The sequence below is a fragment of the Microvirga lenta genome, assembly GCF_020532555.1.
Classification (GTDB): domain Bacteria; phylum Pseudomonadota; class Alphaproteobacteria; order Rhizobiales; family Beijerinckiaceae; genus Microvirga; species Microvirga lenta.
Genome location: NZ_JAJBBR010000010.1, coordinates 144083 through 161407 on the forward strand (window position 1 = coordinate 144083; position 17325 = coordinate 161407).

Annotated in this window: 17 protein-coding genes; 12 read left to right on the top strand and 5 right to left on the bottom strand. The window is 66.4% G+C overall.

Annotated elements, in window-relative coordinates:
* The first annotated feature begins 16 nt into the window (after positions 1 to 16).
* The 6 genes from efp to LGR44_RS16690 all read left to right on the top strand — a co-directional run bounded on the left by efp (position 17) and on the right by LGR44_RS16690 (position 5590).
* Positions 17 to 583 carry an elongation factor P gene (gene efp / locus LGR44_RS16665; protein ID WP_226741833.1) on the top strand — a complete coding sequence of 189 codons (567 nt, stop codon included), beginning with the start codon at positions 17 to 19 and terminating at the stop codon, positions 581 to 583.
* A 127-nt stretch (positions 584 to 710) separates the two neighbouring features.
* On the top strand, positions 711 to 1895 hold the full coding sequence (locus LGR44_RS16670; protein WP_226741834.1) for an aminotransferase: 1185 nt from the start codon (positions 711 to 713) through the stop codon (positions 1893 to 1895).
* Between the two features lie 115 nt (positions 1896 to 2010).
* Positions 2011 to 3132 carry a Ppx/GppA phosphatase family protein gene (locus LGR44_RS16675; protein WP_404809939.1) on the top strand — a complete coding sequence of 374 codons (1122 nt, stop codon included), beginning with the start codon at positions 2011 to 2013 and terminating at the stop codon, positions 3130 to 3132.
* Positions 3129 to 3827 carry an RlmE family RNA methyltransferase gene (locus tag LGR44_RS16680; protein WP_226741835.1) on the top strand — a complete coding sequence of 233 codons (699 nt, stop codon included), beginning with the start codon at positions 3129 to 3131 and terminating at the stop codon, positions 3825 to 3827. The genes LGR44_RS16675 and LGR44_RS16680 overlap by 4 nt, the downstream gene beginning before the upstream one ends.
* A 41-nt stretch (positions 3828 to 3868) precedes the next feature.
* Positions 3869 to 4804: a Gfo/Idh/MocA family protein gene (locus LGR44_RS16685; protein WP_226741836.1), complete on the top strand. Its 936-nt coding sequence runs from the start codon at positions 3869 to 3871 to the stop codon at positions 4802 to 4804.
* A 279-nt stretch (positions 4805 to 5083) separates the two neighbouring features.
* Entirely contained in the window at positions 5084 to 5590 is a 507-nt protein-coding gene (locus LGR44_RS16690) for a calcium-binding protein (protein ID WP_226741837.1), read from the top strand.
* Between the two features lie 94 nt (positions 5591 to 5684).
* Here LGR44_RS16690 and LGR44_RS16695 read toward each other — a convergent pair whose 3' ends face one another.
* Positions 5685 to 6539 carry a dienelactone hydrolase family protein gene (locus LGR44_RS16695; protein ID WP_226741838.1) on the bottom strand — a complete coding sequence of 285 codons (855 nt, stop codon included), beginning with the start codon at positions 6537 to 6539 and terminating at the stop codon, positions 5685 to 5687.
* A 104-nt stretch (positions 6540 to 6643) separates the two neighbouring features.
* Positions 6644 to 8080, bottom strand: a complete 1437-nt coding sequence (locus tag LGR44_RS16700) for a DHA2 family efflux MFS transporter permease subunit (protein ID WP_226741839.1) — start codon at positions 8078 to 8080, stop codon at positions 6644 to 6646.
* Positions 8081 to 8257: 177 nt separating this feature from the next.
* Between LGR44_RS16700 and guaB the strand changes: the two genes are divergently transcribed.
* The gene (gene guaB, locus LGR44_RS16705) at positions 8258 to 9751 is read left to right on the top strand and encodes an IMP dehydrogenase (RefSeq protein WP_226741840.1); all 1494 of its coding nucleotides are present in this window, start codon (positions 8258 to 8260) and stop codon (positions 9749 to 9751) included.
* A gap of 8 nt (positions 9752 to 9759) precedes the next feature.
* Positions 9760 to 10191: an MAPEG family protein gene (locus LGR44_RS16710; protein ID WP_226741841.1), complete on the top strand. Its 432-nt coding sequence runs from the start codon at positions 9760 to 9762 to the stop codon at positions 10189 to 10191.
* A gap of 43 nt (positions 10192 to 10234) precedes the next feature.
* Here the strand turns inward: LGR44_RS16710 and LGR44_RS16715 are convergent, their stop codons facing one another.
* On the bottom strand, positions 10235 to 10384 hold the full coding sequence (locus tag LGR44_RS16715) for a hypothetical protein (protein WP_226741842.1): 150 nt from the start codon (positions 10382 to 10384) through the stop codon (positions 10235 to 10237).
* 123 nt (positions 10385 to 10507) lie between these two features.
* Between LGR44_RS16715 and LGR44_RS16720 the strand changes: the two genes are divergently transcribed.
* From LGR44_RS16720 to LGR44_RS16735, 4 genes are read left to right on the top strand one after another with little or no spacing between them, the layout of a single operon-like run.
* A complete protein-coding gene (locus LGR44_RS16720; RefSeq protein WP_226741843.1) occupies positions 10508 to 11806 on the top strand; it encodes an RsmB/NOP family class I SAM-dependent RNA methyltransferase in 1299 nt (432 codons plus the stop codon).
* A 49-nt stretch (positions 11807 to 11855) separates the two neighbouring features.
* On the top strand, positions 11856 to 13412 hold the full coding sequence (gene guaA, locus LGR44_RS16725) for a glutamine-hydrolyzing GMP synthase (RefSeq protein ID WP_226741844.1): 1557 nt from the start codon (positions 11856 to 11858) through the stop codon (positions 13410 to 13412).
* Between the two features lie 4 nt (positions 13413 to 13416).
* A complete protein-coding gene (locus tag LGR44_RS16730) occupies positions 13417 to 13773 on the top strand; it encodes an ArsC family reductase (protein ID WP_226741845.1) in 357 nt (118 codons plus the stop codon).
* A 34-nt stretch (positions 13774 to 13807) separates the two neighbouring features.
* Entirely contained in the window at positions 13808 to 14551 is a 744-nt protein-coding gene (locus tag LGR44_RS16735) for a hypothetical protein (protein ID WP_226741846.1), read from the top strand.
* 74 nt (positions 14552 to 14625) lie between these two features.
* Here LGR44_RS16735 and LGR44_RS16740 read toward each other — a convergent pair whose 3' ends face one another.
* Together LGR44_RS16740 and LGR44_RS16745 are read right to left on the bottom strand one after the other, a co-directional pair.
* Positions 14626 to 16527, bottom strand: coding sequence for a TRAP transporter large permease (locus LGR44_RS16740; RefSeq protein WP_226741847.1), 1902 nt, complete (start codon positions 16525 to 16527; stop codon positions 14626 to 14628).
* A gap of 44 nt (positions 16528 to 16571) precedes the next feature.
* Positions 16572 to 17198 (bottom strand): TRAP transporter small permease subunit, encoded by a 627-nt coding sequence (locus tag LGR44_RS16745; RefSeq protein ID WP_226741848.1) that lies wholly within the window; start codon positions 17196 to 17198, stop codon positions 16572 to 16574.
* Positions 17199 to 17325 lie beyond the last annotated feature (127 nt).

Consider the following 17325-nt stretch of genomic DNA (forward strand, 5'->3'; position numbering starts at 1 on the left):
ACAAGGAAGACTTCTCGTGAAGGTCATCGCCTCTACGCTCCGCAAGGGCAATGTCGTCGACATCGACGGCAGGCTCTACGTCGTGCTCACCGCCCAGAACATCCATCCCGGCAAGGGCACCCCTGTGACCCAGCTCGACATGCGCCGCATCTCCGATGGCGTGAAGGTCTCCGAGCGCTACCGCACCACGGAGCAGGTCGAGCGCGCCTTCGTCGAGGACCGCGAGCACACCTTCCTCTACGAGGACGGCGAAGGCTTCCACTTCATGAACCCGGAGACCTACGACCAGGTGGCCGTGCCGGAGGACATCATCGGCGACCAGAAGCCCTACCTGCAGGAAGGGATGCCGGTGATGCTCTCGACCCATAACGGCGTGCCGATCGCCATCGAGCTCCCGGCCCGCGTGACCCTCGAGATCACCGAGACCGAGCCTGTCGTGAAGGGCCAGACGGCCTCCTCGTCCTACAAGCCCGCCATGCTGTCGAACGGCGTCCGCACCATGGTGCCGCCCCACATCCAGGCCGGCACCCGCGTCGTGATCATGACGGAAGACGGCTCCTACGTGGAGCGCGCCAAGGACTAAGCTGCCCGGCAGCCTGAACGGGGCGGATTGAGCGCCCACGTTCGATCTTGAAGGATGGGCGATTTCGGGGGACGGTTCCCCGGAAATCCCTGTCCTTCTTCATTTTGTGCGGAGTGGAACGACCTTCATGACGAGCGGCCTCCTGAACCCCATCAATCCCCTCGTCGCGGATGTCGGAAGCCCGCCCATTCCCGAAGCCCAGAGCTGGACCAGACGCTATGACGGCGCCCTGGGGCCGCTCATCAACCTGTCCCAGGCCGTGCCCGGCAATCCGCCCCATCCCGGGATGCTGGAGCGCCTCGCCGCCACCGCAGGCTCCGCCGCGGGCGCCCAATACGGGGCGATCGCAGGCGACGCCGCGCTCCGGCAGGCCTACGCGGCCGATCTCTCGCGGATCTACGAGGGCAGGATCGCGCCGGAGGACACGGCGGTCACCGCCGGCTGCAACCTCGCCTTCTTCGCCGCCATGATGCTGCTGGCCCGCCAGGGCGACGCGGTCCTGCTGCCGACGCCCTGGTACTTCAATCACCAGATGAGCCTGGACATGCTGGGCGTCGAGCCCCGCCCGCTGCCCTGCCATCCGGAGGCCGGTTTCGTGCCGCGGGTGGAGGATGCCGAGGCGCTGATCGACGGGCGGGTGAAGGCCATCGTGCTCGTCACGCCCAACAACCCGACCGGGGCCGTTTATCCGGCGCACGTGATCGAGGCCTTTGCCGATCTGTGCCGCCGCCGGGGGATTTATCTCGTCATCGACGAGACTTACCGGGATTTCCTGCCAAGCGGCGTGAACCGCGCGCACGGGCTCTTCACGGGGGAGGAGTGGCGCGGGACCGTGATCCAGCTCTATTCCTTCTCGAAGTCCTACGCCATTCCGGGCCACCGCATGGGCGCGATCACGGCCGATGCCGGACTGATCGAGCAGGTCGCGAAAATCCTCGACTGCATCCAGATCTGCGCCCCGCGGACGGCTCAGGCCGCGCTGCCCTGGGCCATCGAGGGCCTGCGGGTGTGGCGGGAGGAGAACCGGGCCGAGATCAACCGCCGCGCCGGGATCTTCCGCGAGGCGCTCGCGCCGCTGCCGGAATGGCGCATCGAATCGGCGGGGGCGTACTTCGCCTATCTGCGCCACCCCTTCCCGGAGCAAACCGCCCAGGCGGTGGCGGAGAGGCTGGCGACGGAGCGCGGCGTCCTCGGCCTGCCGGGGAGCTATTTCGGGCCGGGGCAGGACGGGCATCTGCGCATCGCCTTCGCCAATGTGAGCGCCGAGATCCTCGCGGGTCTGACGGAGCGCCTGAGCGGCTTCGCGGTCTGAGCGGCAGCCGGGGCTATACCCATAAACTTCGTGCCCGCCCTTGGCAGGAGTGCAGGGCGGTTGTTACTCTCTCAGCCGAACAGGCACCCTGCACCGGGTGTCCAAGGATTGTGTTTTGACCGTGAAATACGACGCGACTGCCGTGCCAGGGGAGCGCCGGACGGAACCGCTTGCGGGATCTGACGCCGGACCGTCCCTGCTCGCGGATCGTGTGCAGATCACGGGTGCGAAAAACCGGCGCCAGCGCCATTCCCGCAGCTATGCGGCGCTCGACCTCGGCACCAACAACTGCCGCCTTCTCATTGCCGAACCTGCACATTTCGGTTTTCGCGTCGTCGATGCGTTTTCCCGCATCGTCCGTCTCGGCGAAGGGCTCGGCCTGGGCAACCTGCTCAGCGAGGATGCCATCGAGCGCACCATCGAGGCCCTGCGGGTGTGCCGGGACAAGATGACCGCGAAGGACGTGACCCGAGCCCGCCTCGTGGCGACGGAGGCATGTCGTCTGGCCGAGAACGGAGCGGCCTTCATCGAGCGCGTCCGGCGCGAGCTGGACATGGAACTCGAGGTGGTCGACCGCAGAACGGAGGCGTTCCTGGCGGTGACGGGCTGCGCCGCCCTGGCCGACCCGAAGGCCGAGTCGGTCATCATCTTCGACATCGGCGGCGGCTCCACCGAGATCGCCTGGCTCGACGGCGCCGCGCCCCATGCCTTCGCGGATCCGTGCAAGCGCATCAGGGCATGGGATTCCCTGCCGGTGGGCGTCGTGACGCTCGCGGAGCGCCATGGGGGCATCGACGTGACCCAGGAAAGCTTCGAGGGCATGGTCGAGGAGGTGACCGAACTCCTGCTCGATTTCGCCATGGTGGCCGCCAAGGCGGGCCTGGCCTCGAACTTCCATCTTCTGGGCACGTCGGGAACCGTCACCACCGTCGGGGGTATTCACCTGGGACTGGCCCGCTACGACCGGCGCCGGGTGGACGGCATGTGGATGCGAAACGGGGACATCTCGACGGTGATCGACCGGCTGCTGTACTCCGATTTCGAGCAGCGCGCCGCGAATCCCTGCATCGGGCGGGAGCGGGCCGATCTGGTGCTGGCGGGCTGCGCCATTCTCGAAGCGATCCGCCGGGCCTTCCCGTCCGATCGCCTGCGCATCGCGGATCGCGGGCTGCGCGAAGGAATCTTGATGAACATGATGAGAGAGGACAGCGTCTGGCGGCAGGGAGGTGCCCGTTGAGCACCAAGTCAGGCTCCGGCACCCGCAACCTCAAGCAGCGCGTGAAGACGGCGAACAAGCGCTCCCTCTCCTCGCAGAAATGGCTTGAGCGCCAGCTCAACGATCCCTACGTCGCCCGCGCCAAGCGCGAGGGCTACCGTTCGCGCGCGGCCTTCAAGCTGCTCGAGATCGACGAGAAGTACAACATCCTGAAGACCGGCCAGCGCGTGGTGGATCTCGGCGCCGCGCCTGGCGGCTGGTCGCAGATCGCCGCCCGCAAGGTCGGCGCGAAGGGCAAGGTCGTCGGCATCGACCTGCTCCCCATCGACCCGATGCCCGGGGTCGAGTTCATCCAGCTCGACTTCCTCGACGAGAGCGCGCCCGACAAGCTCATCGAGATGCTGGGCGGGCCTGCGGACGTGGTCATGTCGGACATGGCCGCCAACACGACCGGCCACAAGAAGACCGATCACCTGCGGATCATGGGGCTCGCCGAGGCCGCGATCTACTTCGCCCGCGAGATCCTGGCCCCGGGAGGCGTCTTCGTCGCCAAGGTGTTCCAGGGCGGCACGGAAAGCCAGCTCCTGGCCGACCTGAAACGGGACTTCGCGGTGGTTCGCCATGTGAAGCCCGCCGCCAGCCGCTCCGACTCGGCGGAACTCTATGTGTTGGCAACCGGTTTCCGGGGGGCGGCGGCTCAGTCGCCTTCGACCTGACGGGCGCTATCTCCCTCAGGCGAGCAACACGGGGGAGGCGAATGCCACACAAGATCGGAATCATCGGCTTCGGGAAGATCGCGCAGGATCAGCATCTCCCGAGCATCAGGAAGAACCCCGATTTCGAGCTTGTCGCCGTGGCGAGCCAGCGGGGGCTCAAGCCCGACGAGGCCAAGCACGCCTTCCAGGACTACCGGGAGATGCTCAAGGCCGTGCCGGACCTGGAGGCGGTCGCCATCTGCACGCCGCCGCAGGTGCGCCATGAGATCGCCCGCGACGTGCTGCTCGCCGGGAGGAGCGTGCTTCTGGAAAAGCCTCCCGCGGCCACGCTGAGCGAGCTCGAACACCTGAGGCTGATGGCGGATAAGGCCGGTCTCACCCTCTTCACCACCTGGCACGCCCAGTACAACAAGGCCGTGGAGGAGGCGAAGAAGGCACTCGCGGGCTGGGAGATCAAGCGTCTCCAGGTCACGTGGAAGGAGGACGTGCGCCACTGGCATCCGGGCCAGCAATGGATCTGGGAGGCGGGCGGCTTCGGCGTCTTCGATCCGGGCATCAACGCGCTCTCCATCGTCACCCGCATCATGCCGGAGCCGGTCTTCATCAAGCAGGCCGACCTGCAGTTCCCCTCCAACCGGGATGCCCCCATCGCCGCCGACATCCAGTTCTCGGCCGCCCACGGCGCGGGCGATCTGCGCGCCGTCTTCGACTGGCGCCAGACCGGCCCCCAGACCTGGGACATCGAGGTCGAGACGGAGACGGGCATGGTCCTCAAGCTGCGCGAGGGCGGCAGCAAGCTCGAAATCGGCGGCAAGCTGATGGTGGACGAGGCATCGCGGGAATACGAGGGCATCTACGACTGCTTCGACGCCCTGCTGAGCGAGCGCCGTTCTCTCGTGGACGACGCTCCGTTCCGGCTCGTCGCCGATGCCTTCATGGTCGGGCGGCGGGTCCAGGTGGAGCCGTTCGAGGATTGAGGCGCGCCTCCCGGCGCAGGGTGGAAAATTCAGGATTTTCCTTATTTCAGGCCCTTTTCCGCCGTTTCGGCGGGAGTAGAATGGGCTTGGCCCTGACCCAAGGAGCCAAGCGCCGCCAAGCCGCGCACCACAACCATCGACATTGCCGACGTCTCACGGGAATCGACAACAGCCTGATGTTTGCCCTTCGAAGGGTGTCCGTCCGCTCGGCGGGAGCTTCAGTCCCCATTCGCATGTTCGATTTGCGAGCAGGTGCTGTGGGCGTGACGGAGAAGTATCATGGCAACCATCACAGGAACCAACTTCCCTGACCTGCTCGTCGGCACGTTCGAGGCCGACACGATCAGCGGACTCGGCGGAAGCGACGATCTCTACGGCCTGTCCGGCAACGATTCCATCGTCGGGGGCGCGGGCTACGATCTCATCGCGGGCGGCGACGGCAACGATACCCTGCGCGGCGGCACGGAGGGCGACGCCCTGTTCGGCGAAGCCGGGCGCGACCGCTTGTCCGGGGAGGATGGCGACGATTATCTCGACGGCGGAATCGGCAACGACGTCCTGAGGGGCGGCGCCGGGGCCGACGCCTTCGCGTTCTCGGGCTTCGGGGCCGGAATCGACACCGTCCGGGACTACAGCTTCAACCAGTTCGACGTCATCGACACGAACGGCTACGGCTTCGTCGCCTATCAATCGGGCGCGAACACGGTGATCGACTTCGGCACCTATGCCGGCATTCAGCACGTCCTCGTGCTGGAAAACTACACCGGCGCCTTCTGGTACGTCTGATCCCCGCCGTCGTCGAAGGGGCGGAAGAATGAATGGCCGGGCTTGCCCGGCCATGACGTTTCAGGAGTTTCCCAAGGCTCGATGCGCCCGACCCTCAGGTCAGGTGCTTCTTGAAGAACGCCACCGTGCGCTGCCAGGCCAGGTCGGCGGCTTCCTTGTCGTAGCGGGCGGCGTTCGTATCGTTGTTGAAGGCGTGGTTGACGCCCTCGTACATATGGAGCTCGAGGGTTTTGCCCGCCTGCTTCATCGCAGTCTCGAAGGCCTGGATGCCCGCATTGATCCGCTCGTCCAGGCTTGCGTAATGATGCATGAGCGGCGCCTGGATTTTCCCTACGTCGTCCGGGTCCGGCTGGCGGCCGTAATAGGCGACGCCCGCCTTCAGGTCCGGCTCGTTCACGGCCAGGGTGTTGACCGCGCCGCCGCCCCAGCAGAAGCCGACCGCGCCCACATTGCCGTTGCTGTCCGGGTGCTGCTGCAGGTAGTCCACCGCGGCCTTGCCGTAGGAGATCACGTCCGGCTGCTTGAGCTGGCCGATCATCTCGCGGCCCTTGTCCTCGTCCGCGGGCGTGCCGCCCATGGGGGAGAGGTAGTCCACGCCGAGCGCCAGGAAGCCTTCCGTCGCCATGCGGCGGGTGACGTCCTTGATGTGCGGGTTGAGGCCGCGGTTCTCGTGAATGACGATCACGGCGGGAAGGTCGGTGCCCGTCGCCGGTTTGGCGAGATAGCCCTTGAGGCCCTGCGCTCCCGGGATGTCGACCATCTGGGTCGTGATGCGGGGGTCGTTTTCCTGCACGGTCTGCGCATGGGCGTAGTTGTTCTGCAGGATCGGCAGGATGGCCGTCGCACCGGCCGCGCTCCCGACCAGGGCCGCGAGCCGGTCGAGGAAGGTGCGGCGGTTCATGCCGCCGTGAGTGAAGTCGTCGTAGAGGTCGATGATGCGCTGGTCCATGGAAGCCTCCGCCTGAGACGTCTGACACAATAGCGCAGTCCGGAAGCTTGTCAGCGGTCGGCCGATCACGCTCTCGTGTTGGAGCTCCTCGGCCTCGGGTCGGCCTAGCGGCCGTTCATCCCGTCGCCCATGCCCGTCGACGGCACCTTCCGCTCCACCGCCTTGTGGCCGGACATCTCGGCGCCGGCGCTCGGATGGAGCCGGAAGAACGAGAAGGCCGACAGACCCGAGATGATGGCCACCGTCCAGAACGCCGGGCCGAAATCGGCCGCCGTGATCTCGCCCGAGCCATGGGAGGTGGCGCTTGTCTCGAGCGCGAAGGCTCCAAGGGCCACGCCCATGCTCAGCGCCAGCTGCTGCGCCACGCTCGACAGGCTGGTGGCATAGCTCATGTCCCGCTTCGAGACGTCCGCATAGGCGATGGCGTTCAGGCTGGTGAACTGGAGCGAGCGGAAGCAGCCGCCGACGAACAGGACCGCCATGACCAGCCAGTAGGGCGTCGAGGGCGTGAAGAGGCCGTTGGCCGCGATGAAGAGCGCGCCGATGACGGCGTTGATCGTCAGCAGCATCCGGAAACCGGTCTGTTCCAGGATGCGCTTCGCCAGGGTCTTCATGAACAGGGCGCCGACCGCCGCGATGAAGGTCAGCGAACCGGAGGCGAGGGGGCTCAGGCCGAAGCCGATCTGGAGCATGAGGGGCAACAGGAACGGGATCGAGCCCACGCCTACCCGGAACAGGCCTCCGCCCAGGACGCTGATGCGGAAGGTCAGGATCTTCAGGAGGCCGAGCTTCAGGACCGGATGAGGCGTGCGGCGGGCATGGAGGAGATACAGGACCAGACAGATCGTGCCGACCACGGTGCAGCCCACCGAGACCCCGAGGGGAATGAGGTGACGCCCGCCCGAGGCGAGGCCCAGCATGACCAGGGACAGGCCGATGCCGAGAAGGAGGAAGCCGACGAAGTCGAGGGGCGGGGTGTCGCTTTCCTTGATGTTGGGGACATAGATCGTCGCCAGCACCATGCCGAGGATGCCGATGGGGATGTTGATGAAGAAGATCCAGCGCCAGTCGAAATAGGTGGTGATGAAGCCGCCGAGCGGCGGGCCGACCACGGGCCCGACGAGGGCGGGGATCGTCAGCGTCGCGAGCGCCTGGACGAGCTCGTTGCGGGGTACGCTGCGCAGGAGGACGAGGCGCCCCACCGGCACCATCATGGCCCCGCCCATCCCCTGCAGGAACCGCGCCAGAACGAAGCCTTCCAGGGAATTAGCCCACGCACAGGCGAGGGAGCCCGCCATGAACACGGCAATCGCCGCCCGGAACACGGTCCGCGAGCCGTATTTGTCGGCCATCCAGCCCGAGATCGGGATGAAGATGGCGAGGCTCACGAGGTAGGAGGTGATGGCGAGCTTGAGGGCGATCGGGTCCTCCCCCAGATCCTGCGCGATCATCGGCAGCGAGGTCGAGATCACCGTCGAGTCCGTGTTCTCCATGAAGAGAGCGGTGGCGATGATCAGGGGGAGGAGGCGTGATTGACGCATGACTCGTGGGACTTAGCGCTCCCGTCGAGAGTCGCAAAGGCTTTTGACGCAGGGCTGGTCTTCTGGGAATGCGCTGCGGGCCCCTTTGCGAAAGTGCGGCGCCCGTGCTACGGACCCTCGCCAACTTCCAGCCGCTGCAAAGCCCCATCCGTTACCCATTGATTCAAGGAGTTGGCCATGGCCTCCATATTCGCCGATCGGCTCATCGAGGGACTGACCTTCGATGACGTGTTGCTTCGGCCCGGCCGCTCCGAGGTGCTCCCGGGCGATGTGGACATCGCGACACGCCTGACCCGCACGATCAGCCTCAACCTTCCGATCATCGCCTCCGCCATGGATACGGTGACCGAGGCCAGGATGGCCATCGCCATGGCCCAGAACGGCGGCCTCGGAGTTATCCACCGCAATCTGGAGCCGGACGTCCAGGCCGAGCAGGTCCGCCTCGTGAAGCGCTACGAGTCCGGCATGGTGATGAACCCCATCACCATCCACCCGGACGAGACCCTTGCCGACGCGCTCGCCATGATGAAGCACAACGGCATCTCGGGCATCCCGGTGGTCGAGCGCGGCCCCGGCGGCTCCAAGGGCAAGCTCGTCGGCATCCTGACGAACCGGGACGTGCGCTTCGCCAACAACCCCAACCAGCCGGTCTCCGAGCTGATGACCAAGGACCGGCTCATCACGGTCCGTGAAGGGGTGAGCCAGGAGGAGGCCCGGAGGCTCCTGCATCAGTTCCGCATCGAGAAGCTTCTCGTCGTGGACGATCACTTCCGCTGCATCGGCCTCGTGACCGTCAAGGACATCGAGAAGCAGGTCGCCTATCCCAACGCCGCCAAGGACGAGCAGGGCCGCCTGCGGGTGGCGGCCGCCACGACGACCGGCGAACAGGGCTTCGAACGCTCCGAGCGCCTTATCGACGCGGGCTGCGACGTGATCGTGGTCGACACGGCCCACGGCCACTCGGTCAAGGTGCTGGAAAGCGTCACCCGGGTGAAGAAGCTCTCGAACGCCGTCCAGGTGATCGCCGGCAACGTGGCGACCCGGGAAGGCGCCAAGGCGCTCATCGACGCGGGCGCGGACGCGGTCAAGGTCGGCATCGGGCCGGGCTCCATCTGCACCACCCGCATCGTGGCGGGCGTGGGCGTGCCCCAGCTCACCGCCATCATGGAGGCGGTCGAGGCCGCCGCCGAGGCGGATGTGCCGGTCATCGCCGACGGCGGCATCAAGGTTTCCGGCGACCTCGCCAAGGCGCTGGCGGCGGGCGCCTCCTGCGCCATGGTCGGCTCCCTGCTCGCGGGCACGGATGAGACCCCCGGGGAGGTGTTCCTCTATCAGGGCCGCTCCTACAAGGCCTATCGCGGCATGGGCTCGGTGGGCGCCATGTCCCGCGGCTCGGCGGACCGCTACTTCCAGGCCGAGGTGCGCGACACGCTCAAGCTCGTGCCGGAAGGTATCGAGGGGCAGGTGGCCTACAAGGGCCCGGTCTCCGCGGTGCTGCACCAGCTCGCAGGCGGCCTTCGCGCTTCCATGGGCTATGTGGGCGCACCGAACCTCGCGGAGTTCCGCGAGAAGGCCCAGTTCATCCGCATCACCAATGCGGGCCTGCGCGAGAGCCACGTCCACGACGTGACGATCACGCGGGAAAGCCCGAACTACCCCACCCGCAGCTGAGCCGATCCATGAGCGTCACCTCCATTCTCCTGCCGGTCTTCGTCCAGGTCGCCCTGACCTTCTTCCTGCTTTTTTGGATGGGACGGTCGCGCATCTCCGTCATCAGATCGGGCGAGGTGAAGGTGAAGGACATCGCGCTCGGTGAGCGCAACTGGCCGCGACAGACGCAGCAGGTGGTCAACACCTTCCACAACCAGTTCGAGCTGCCGGTTCTGTTCTATGTGCTGGTGGCGCTGGCGCTCGTGACCCGCAAGGCGGACCTGACCTTCGTGGTCCTGTCCTGGCTCTACGTGGCGACCCGGCTGGTCCATGCCTACATCTACGCCACGGTCAACAAGGTCTCCTGGCGCTTCCAGGTCTTCCTGATCGGCGCGCTGATCCTCATGCTGATGTGGGTGATCTTCGCGGTGCAGATCTTCGCGGCCGAGGCCGCCATCTGATCCGGGGGCGGGGTGGGCGTTGCGCCCACCCCGTTCCTTCAAACTACATCCGGCCGCTTTCGAGCTGGGTCTTGGCATCGTAGGCCTTGCGCGCCGGCGGGGTGAGATCGACGGCGGGCGGAGGCGTGGTGGCGCAGGCCGCGATTGCAAGAGTGAGACCGACAGCGACAATGCGAGTCAGACTGGTCAACATCGAGAAAGGCTCCAGAAAAGCAGCGCGCGGGATGCGCGCACGGCTCTGCTTTCGTGGCGCATCTGGATCGAAGCAAGGTAACATTGTGTCGAATATACGGCCAAGCTTGGGTGTGACTTTCCGATGACACCTGCCGCCCGCATCTCCGCCGCCATCGAGGTTCTCGGCGATATCGAGACCCGTCGTCGCCCGGCTTCCGACGCCCTCAAGGATTGGGGCCTGTCCCACCGCTTCGCCGGCTCGAAGGACCGGGCCGCCATCGCGAGCCTCGTCTACGACGCCCTGCGCCGCAAGGCGTCCGCCGCCTGGATCATGGGGGACAATTCTCCCCGGAGCGTCGTGCTCGGAATGCTGCGCCTTCAGCGCGGCCTCACGGTCGACCAGATCGCCGCTCTCTGCTCGGGCGAGCGCTTCGCCCCCGAACCCCTGACGGAGACGGAACGTGAGCGGCTCGGGAGCGCTAGCCTCGACGAGGCTCCGGCCCATGTCGCGGGCGACTTCCCCGACTGGATCGCACCGTCCCTGAGCCGTCTCTTCGGCGAAGAGCTCGTGCCGGAACTCCAGGCCCTGACCGCCCGTGCGCCTCTCGACCTGCGGGTGAACGCGCTCAAGGTTCCGACCCGGGACGAGGCGCATGACGCGCTGCCCCATCTCGGCGCGGTCGAGACCCCGCTCTCGCCCTTAGGGTTGCGCATCGCCCCCAGCGAGGACGGTCGCGGCCCCGCCGTCCAGGCGGAGCCCGAATTCCTGAAGGGCTGGGTCGAGATCCAGGACGAAGGCTCGCAGCTCGCGGCCCTGCTCTCGGCTGTGAAGCCGGGCGAGCAGGTGGTGGACCTCTGCGCGGGCGGCGGCGGCAAGACGCTCGCTCTTGCCGCCATGATGGACAATCACGGGCAGATCTACGCCACCGACAACGACGCCCGCCGCCTCGCGCCCATCCATGACCGCCTGACGCGGGCAGGGGTCCGCAACGTCCAGGTTCGCACGCCGCGCGGCAAGGCGGATGCCGTTTCCGATCTCGACGGGCGCATCGACTGCGTTCTCGTCGACGCGCCCTGCACCGGCGTCGGCACCTGGCGGCGCAACCCGGACGCCAAGTGGCGCCTGCGCCCCGGCAGCCTTGAAACGCGCCTCAAGGAGCAGGCGGCGGTGCTCGACCGGGCTGCCTCCCTGGCGAGGCCGGACGGGCGGATCGTCTACATCACCTGCTCGATCCTGCCGGAAGAGAACGACGATGCGCTCTCAAGCTTCATGGAGCGCCACCCGGGCTTTGCTCCGGTTCCCGTCTCCGAGGTTCTGGAGGCCGCGGGCCTGAAGGACCTCGAAGGATCGGTCCGTCCGACCCTCCACGGGCTGCAGATGACGCCGCTCAGGACGGGCACTGACGGCTTTTACGTTGCTGTTTTGAGGCGAAGCCCGTAAGCGAGCCTCATCCCATTGTTGTCAGTTCCAACGCCGTAAGCACCGCGCCATGACCCAATCCCACGACAAGATCCTCATCATCGACTTCGGATCGCAGGTGACCCAGCTCATCGCGCGGCGCGTCCGCGAGGACGGCGTCTATTCCGAAGTCGTGCCGTTCCAGAAAGCCGCCGAGGCCATCCGGGAGATGAAGCCGAAGGGCGTGATCCTGTCCGGCGGACCGGAATCGGTGACGACCGATGCCTCGCCCCGCGCGCCGAAGGACCTGTTCGAGACCGGCCTGCCGGTCTTCGGCATCTGCTACGGCCAGCAGACCATGGCGGCGCAGCTCGGCGGGCAGGTCGAGGGCGGCCACCATTCGGAATTCGGCCGGGCCGAGGTCGAGGTGCTGACCGAGAGCCCGCTCTTCCAGGGCGTGTGGCAGGTCGGCAAGAAATATCCGGTCTGGATGAGCCATGGCGACCGGGTCACCAGGCTGCCCGAGGGCTTCGAGGTGCTGGCCAGGTCCGAGAACGCCCCCTTCGCCGTGGTGGCGGACGAGGCGCACAAGTTCTATGGCGTCCAGTTTCACCCGGAGGTGGTGCATACGCCGGAAGGCGCGCAGCTCATCCGCAACTTCGTCCGCGATATCGCGGGCTGCAAGGGCGACTGGACCATGAAGGCCTTCCGCGAGGAGGCCATCGAGCGCATCCGCGCCCAGGTCGGAACCGGCCGGGTGATCTGCGGCCTCTCGGGCGGCGTCGACTCGGCGGTGGCGGCGGTCCTCATCCACGAGGCCATCGGCGACCAGCTCACCTGCGTCTTCGTCGACCACGGGCTGCTGCGCGCGGCGGAGGCCGAGCAGGTGGTCACCCTGTTCCGGGATCACTACAACATCCCGCTGGTCCACGTGCAGGCGCAGGACCTGTTCATCGGGGCGCTCGAAGGCGTGTCCGATCCCGAGGTCAAGCGCAAGACCATCGGCAGGCTCTTCATCGACGTGTTCGACGAGGAGGCCAAGAAGATCGGCGGCGCCGACTTCCTGGCGCAGGGCACCCTTTATCCGGACGTGATCGAGAGCGTCTCGTTCACGGGCGGCCCGTCGGTGACCATCAAGAGCCACCACAACGTAGGCGGTCTCCCTGAGCGCATGAACATGAAGCTCGTGGAACCCCTGCGCGAGCTGTTCAAGGACGAGGTGAGGGTGCTGGGCCGCGAGCTCGGCCTGCCCGAGGCCTTCGTCGGCCGCCACCCGTTCCCGGGGCCGGGCCTCGCCATCCGCGTGCCCGGCGAGATCACCCGCGAGAAGCTCGACATCCTGCGCAAGGCGGATGCGATCTATCTCGATGAGATCCGCAAGGCCGGCCTTTATGACGACATCTGGCAGGCCTTCGCCGTGCTGCTGCCGGTCAAGACCGTGGGCGTGATGGGCGACGGGCGCACCTACGACCATGTCTGTGCGCTTCGCGCCGTGACCTCGGTGGACGGCATGACGGCGGATTTCTACCCGTTCTCGATGCAGTTCCTCGGCCAGGTGGCCACCCGCATCATCAACGAGGTCAAGGGCATCAACCGCGTCACCTACGACATCACCTCGAAGCCCCCCGGCACCATCGAGTGGGAGTGAGCCGATGCCGACGTCATCCGCGACGCTCTACGGCATCAAGAACTGCGACACGGTGAAGAAGGCGCGCGCCTGGCTCGATGCCAACGGCGTGCCTTACGCGTTCCACGACTACAAGGCTCAAGGGATCGACCGGGCCCGGCTCGAGAGCTGGGTTCGCAGCCTCGGCTGGGAGACGCTTCTCAACCGCGCCGGCACCACCTTCCGCAAGCTCCCGGACGCCGACAAGACCGGCCTGGACGAGGGCAGGGCGCTCGCGCTCATGCTCGATCAACCCTCCATGATCAAGCGCCCCGTGCTCGACCTCGACGGCCGCCTCATCGTCGGGTTCAAGGCGGAGCAGTACGAGCAGGCGGTTCGCTGAGCCGCGAAGAACAGGTCCGGTCCGGAGGAAGACCATGATCGCACGGCATGGAATCGGAGCGGCGGCTTTCGCGTTCCTCGGCGTTTTCGGGGCCGATGCCGCGATCGCGGAGAGTCCCGACTGCTTCCCGTTCGGTTCCTGGCTCGACAATCTCGGACCGGACGTGGATGTGCCCTTGGGGAAGGTGAACGACCTCTCCCCGCGGGTGAGGTTCGTGAAGCTCGGCGTTCTCCAGAAAGGCTGCCCCAACAGCAGCGCCGTCTGCCAGGACAAGGCCTATCTCGTTCCCGGCGACGAGGTGGTCGTCACCGGCAGTTCGGGCGAATTCGTCTGCGTCAGCTATGCCGACCGCAAGGGGCGCACGACCTATGGATGGTTTCCCCGAGCCGCTGTGACACGGGTGGAGGATCCAGGGGCAGTCCGGAAAGGCGACTGGATCGGCGAATGGCGCAGCGGTCCCGAAAGTACGATCCGCATCGCGCCGGGGGCGCGGCCCGACGCCTTCAGGATCGAGGGGGATGCGACCTGGGGCGCCTTGGATCCCGGGCGCGTGGAGCGCGGCGGAGTCCATATCGGCACCCTGGAGGGAGAGACGCAGGCCGAGGGCGCGAACCTCTCCTTCGGCATGGGCGAAAACGGCACGCTTCCCTTCAACGAGGCCGACGACGTGGATTGCAAGGTCCAGATGCGCCGCCTCGGTTCGTACCTGCTGGTGAAGGACAACGGAATGTGCGGCGGAGCGAACGTGACTTTCACAGGACTGTATCGCCGCAAGTAAGCCGCCGTTTCGATCCGTCCAACGAAAAGGGCAGGCCATGAGCCTGCCCTTTGTTTTTCGTTGCGACGTCCGCCTTACTGAATCTTCGGCGGCTCGTCGAAGTTGAGGCCGGGGAGGCCCGGCAGGCCGCCGGGTTCGCCTGGGGCGCCGAGGCCGGGGATCAGCAGCTCGTCGAGCTTCTGCTGCACCGCTTCCGGATCGACCACCGGGCCCGCCGCCTTGTAGTGCATCACGATCTGCGGGAAGAGCACGACGATCGCCACCATGATGAGCTGGATGCACACGAACGGCACCGAACCCCAGTAGATCTGGCCCGTGGTCACCGGCTCCATGCGCTTGCCGGTCACCCGGTCGACGTAAGACACCTTCGGGGCCACCGAGCGCAGGAAGAACAGGGCGAAGCCGAAGGGCGGGTGCATGAACGAGGTCTGCATGTTCACGCCCAACATGACTCCGAACCAGATCAGGTCGATCCCGAGCTTCTCCGCCGCCGGTCCCAGGAGCGGGATGATGATGAAGGCCAGCTCGAAGAAGTCGAGGAAGAAGGCCAGGAAGAACACCAGAATGTTCACGAAGACCAGGAAGCCCACCTGACCGCCCGGGAGGGAGGTCAGCAGGTGCTCCACCCAGATATGGCCGTTCACGCCGTAGAAGGTGAGCGAGAACACGCGGGCGCCGATGAGGATGAAGAGCACGAAGGCGGAGAGCTTCGCGGTGGCTTCGGTGGCCTGACGGATGATGGTGAAGTTGAAGCGGTTGGGGTTGTTGTCGATCCTGCGCTTGGCCGCGGCCAGAAGCACGGCGCCGAGCGCCCCCATGGCGCCGCCCTCGGTCGGCGTCGCCAGACCGATGAAGATGGTGCCGAGCACGAGGAAGATCAGCAGGAGCGGGGGCACCATGACGAAGGTGACCTGCTCCGCCATCCGCGACATCAGGCGGAAGCCCGTGAAGCGCTCGATCAGGCCGACCGCGAGAGCGTAGACTGCGCCGGCAGCCACCATCTCGGTGGTGAGGGTAAGGGCCTCGTTGTTCTGCTGCTGCAGGAACAGGTAGAGGCCGACGAGAGCCGCCGTCACCACGACCGACCCGACGAGCCGCCGTGCGCCGAAGGCCTTGTTCATGAGCGCGCAGATCAGGGCCACCACCGTGCTGACGCAGATCGTGAGGATCACGAAGTCCGCACCGGCGCGGGTCTCGGTCTGGGACAGGACGTAGTAGCCGACGAGGCCCGAGAACAGGACGAGGACGCCGAGCTGCCAGACGCCGCGCGAGCCGTTGGGCTCACGGTAACCGATGGCCTCCAGCGGCAGTCCGGGCGCAGCCTTCGGGTTGATCATCGAGGCGAGGAAGATGTAGCTGGCGTAAAGGCCCGACAGGATGAGGCCCGGAAGGAACGCGCCCTCGTACATGTCGCCCACGGAGCGGCCGAGCTGGTCGGCCATGACGATGAGGACGAGGGAGGGCGGGATGATCTGGGCCAGGGTGCCCGATGCCGCGATGATGCCGGAGGCGAGGCGCCGGTCGTAGCCGTAGCGCAGCATGATCGGCAGCGAGATCAGGCCCATGGAAATGACGGAAGCGGCCACCACGCCCGTGGTGGCGGCGAGCAGGGCGCCCACGAACACCACCGCATAGGCGAGACCGCCGCGCACCGGGCCGAAGAGCTGCCCGATGGTGTCGAGCAGGTCCTCCGCCATGCCGGAGCGTTCCAGGATGTATCCCATGAAGGTGAAGAACGGGATCGCCAGCAGCACCTCGTTGGACATGGTGCCGTAGACGCGGTCCGGCATGGCCTGGAGGAGGGGCCAGGAGAGGTTGATGGTCTCCGGCGCCAGCGGGGCGAGCTCCACCGCGATGAAGAAGAACAGCAGGCCGTTGGCCGCCAGGGCGAAGGCGACCGGGTAGCCGAGGAGCAGGAAGACGACGAGCGCCACGAACATGATCGGCGCGAGGTTCTGGGCGATGAGCTCAGCCATGGACGGAAAACTCCGGAATACGAATAACAGGGCGCTCTACGGGGTCAGCGGATGCCGTCGCCCGGAGGTTCGCCGCCTGAAGTGGCGTTCTTCTCGGCCAGTTCTGCGATGAGCCGCTCCGCCTCCACTTCAGGGCTGTGGTGACCGGTCGCGGCATGCTCGTCGACGAGCTGGCCCCGCATGATCGCGATGCGCTTGATGAGTTCGCTCAGCCACTGGAGCGCCAGCGAGATGAACCCCAGGAGGATGAGGCCCTTCGCCGGCCAGATCAGCAGGCCGCCCGCGTTGGAGGAGACCTCGCCGGATTCGTAGGAGCGGATGAAGTAGGGCACCGAGAGGTAGAGCATCAGCGCCACGAAGGGGAACAGGAAGAACAGATGGCCGATCAGGTCGATCGTGTCCCGTCCCCGCTTGGAGAGCTTGTTCGAGATGATGTCGATGCGGATGTGCTCGTTGACCCTCAGGGTCCAGGCGGCGCAGAGCATGAAGACCGCGCCGAAGAGATACCATTGCAGCTCGAGCCAGGCGTTCGAGGAAACGCCGAAGAGACGCCGGATGATGGCGTTGATGGCCGAGACCAGGATCGCGATCACGATGGCCCAGGCCGCGGTCTTGCCGACGCGCTCGTTGATGGCGTCGATGATGCGGGATAGCTGAAGGAGCGCTGCCACCTGTCTTCCCCCCTGTCGTTATTGGTTTGAAATTGCAGCCTAGCTAACGGAGATGCTCCGGCTTCGCTAGTGCCGCAATAGTCTAATGAATGGTTCCGGGTCAGTAGCGGGGATACTTTCGTGTCGC

Bases quoted from the DNA above. Each gene is read 5' to 3' on its own strand.
- LGR44_RS16690 (WP_226741837.1), top strand. From the start codon at position 5,084: ATGGCAACCATCACAGGAACCAACTTCCCTGACCTGCTCGTCGGCACG.
- guaA (WP_226741844.1), top strand. From the start codon at position 11,856: ATGACCCAATCCCACGACAAGATCCTCATCATCGACTTCGGATCGCAG.
- LGR44_RS16735 (WP_226741846.1), top strand. From the start codon at position 13,808: ATGATCGCACGGCATGGAATCGGAGCGGCGGCTTTCGCGTTCCTCGGC.
- guaB (WP_226741840.1), top strand. From the start codon at position 8,258: ATGGCCTCCATATTCGCCGATCGGCTCATCGAGGGACTGACCTTCGAT.
- LGR44_RS16740 (WP_226741847.1), bottom strand. From the start codon at position 16,527: ATGGCTGAGCTCATCGCCCAGAACCTCGCGCCGATCATGTTCGTGGCG.
- LGR44_RS16715 (WP_226741842.1), bottom strand. From the start codon at position 10,384: ATGTTGACCAGTCTGACTCGCATTGTCGCTGTCGGTCTCACTCTTGCA.
- LGR44_RS16720 (WP_226741843.1), top strand. From the start codon at position 10,508: ATGACACCTGCCGCCCGCATCTCCGCCGCCATCGAGGTTCTCGGCGAT.
- LGR44_RS16695 (WP_226741838.1), bottom strand. From the start codon at position 6,539: ATGGACCAGCGCATCATCGACCTCTACGACGACTTCACTCACGGCGGC.
- LGR44_RS16670 (WP_226741834.1), top strand. From the start codon at position 711: ATGACGAGCGGCCTCCTGAACCCCATCAATCCCCTCGTCGCGGATGTC.
- LGR44_RS16710 (WP_226741841.1), top strand. From the start codon at position 9,760: ATGAGCGTCACCTCCATTCTCCTGCCGGTCTTCGTCCAGGTCGCCCTG.
- LGR44_RS16700 (WP_226741839.1), bottom strand. From the start codon at position 8,080: ATGCGTCAATCACGCCTCCTCCCCCTGATCATCGCCACCGCTCTCTTC.
- LGR44_RS16685 (WP_226741836.1), top strand. From the start codon at position 3,869: ATGCCACACAAGATCGGAATCATCGGCTTCGGGAAGATCGCGCAGGAT.
- LGR44_RS16730 (WP_226741845.1), top strand. From the start codon at position 13,417: ATGCCGACGTCATCCGCGACGCTCTACGGCATCAAGAACTGCGACACG.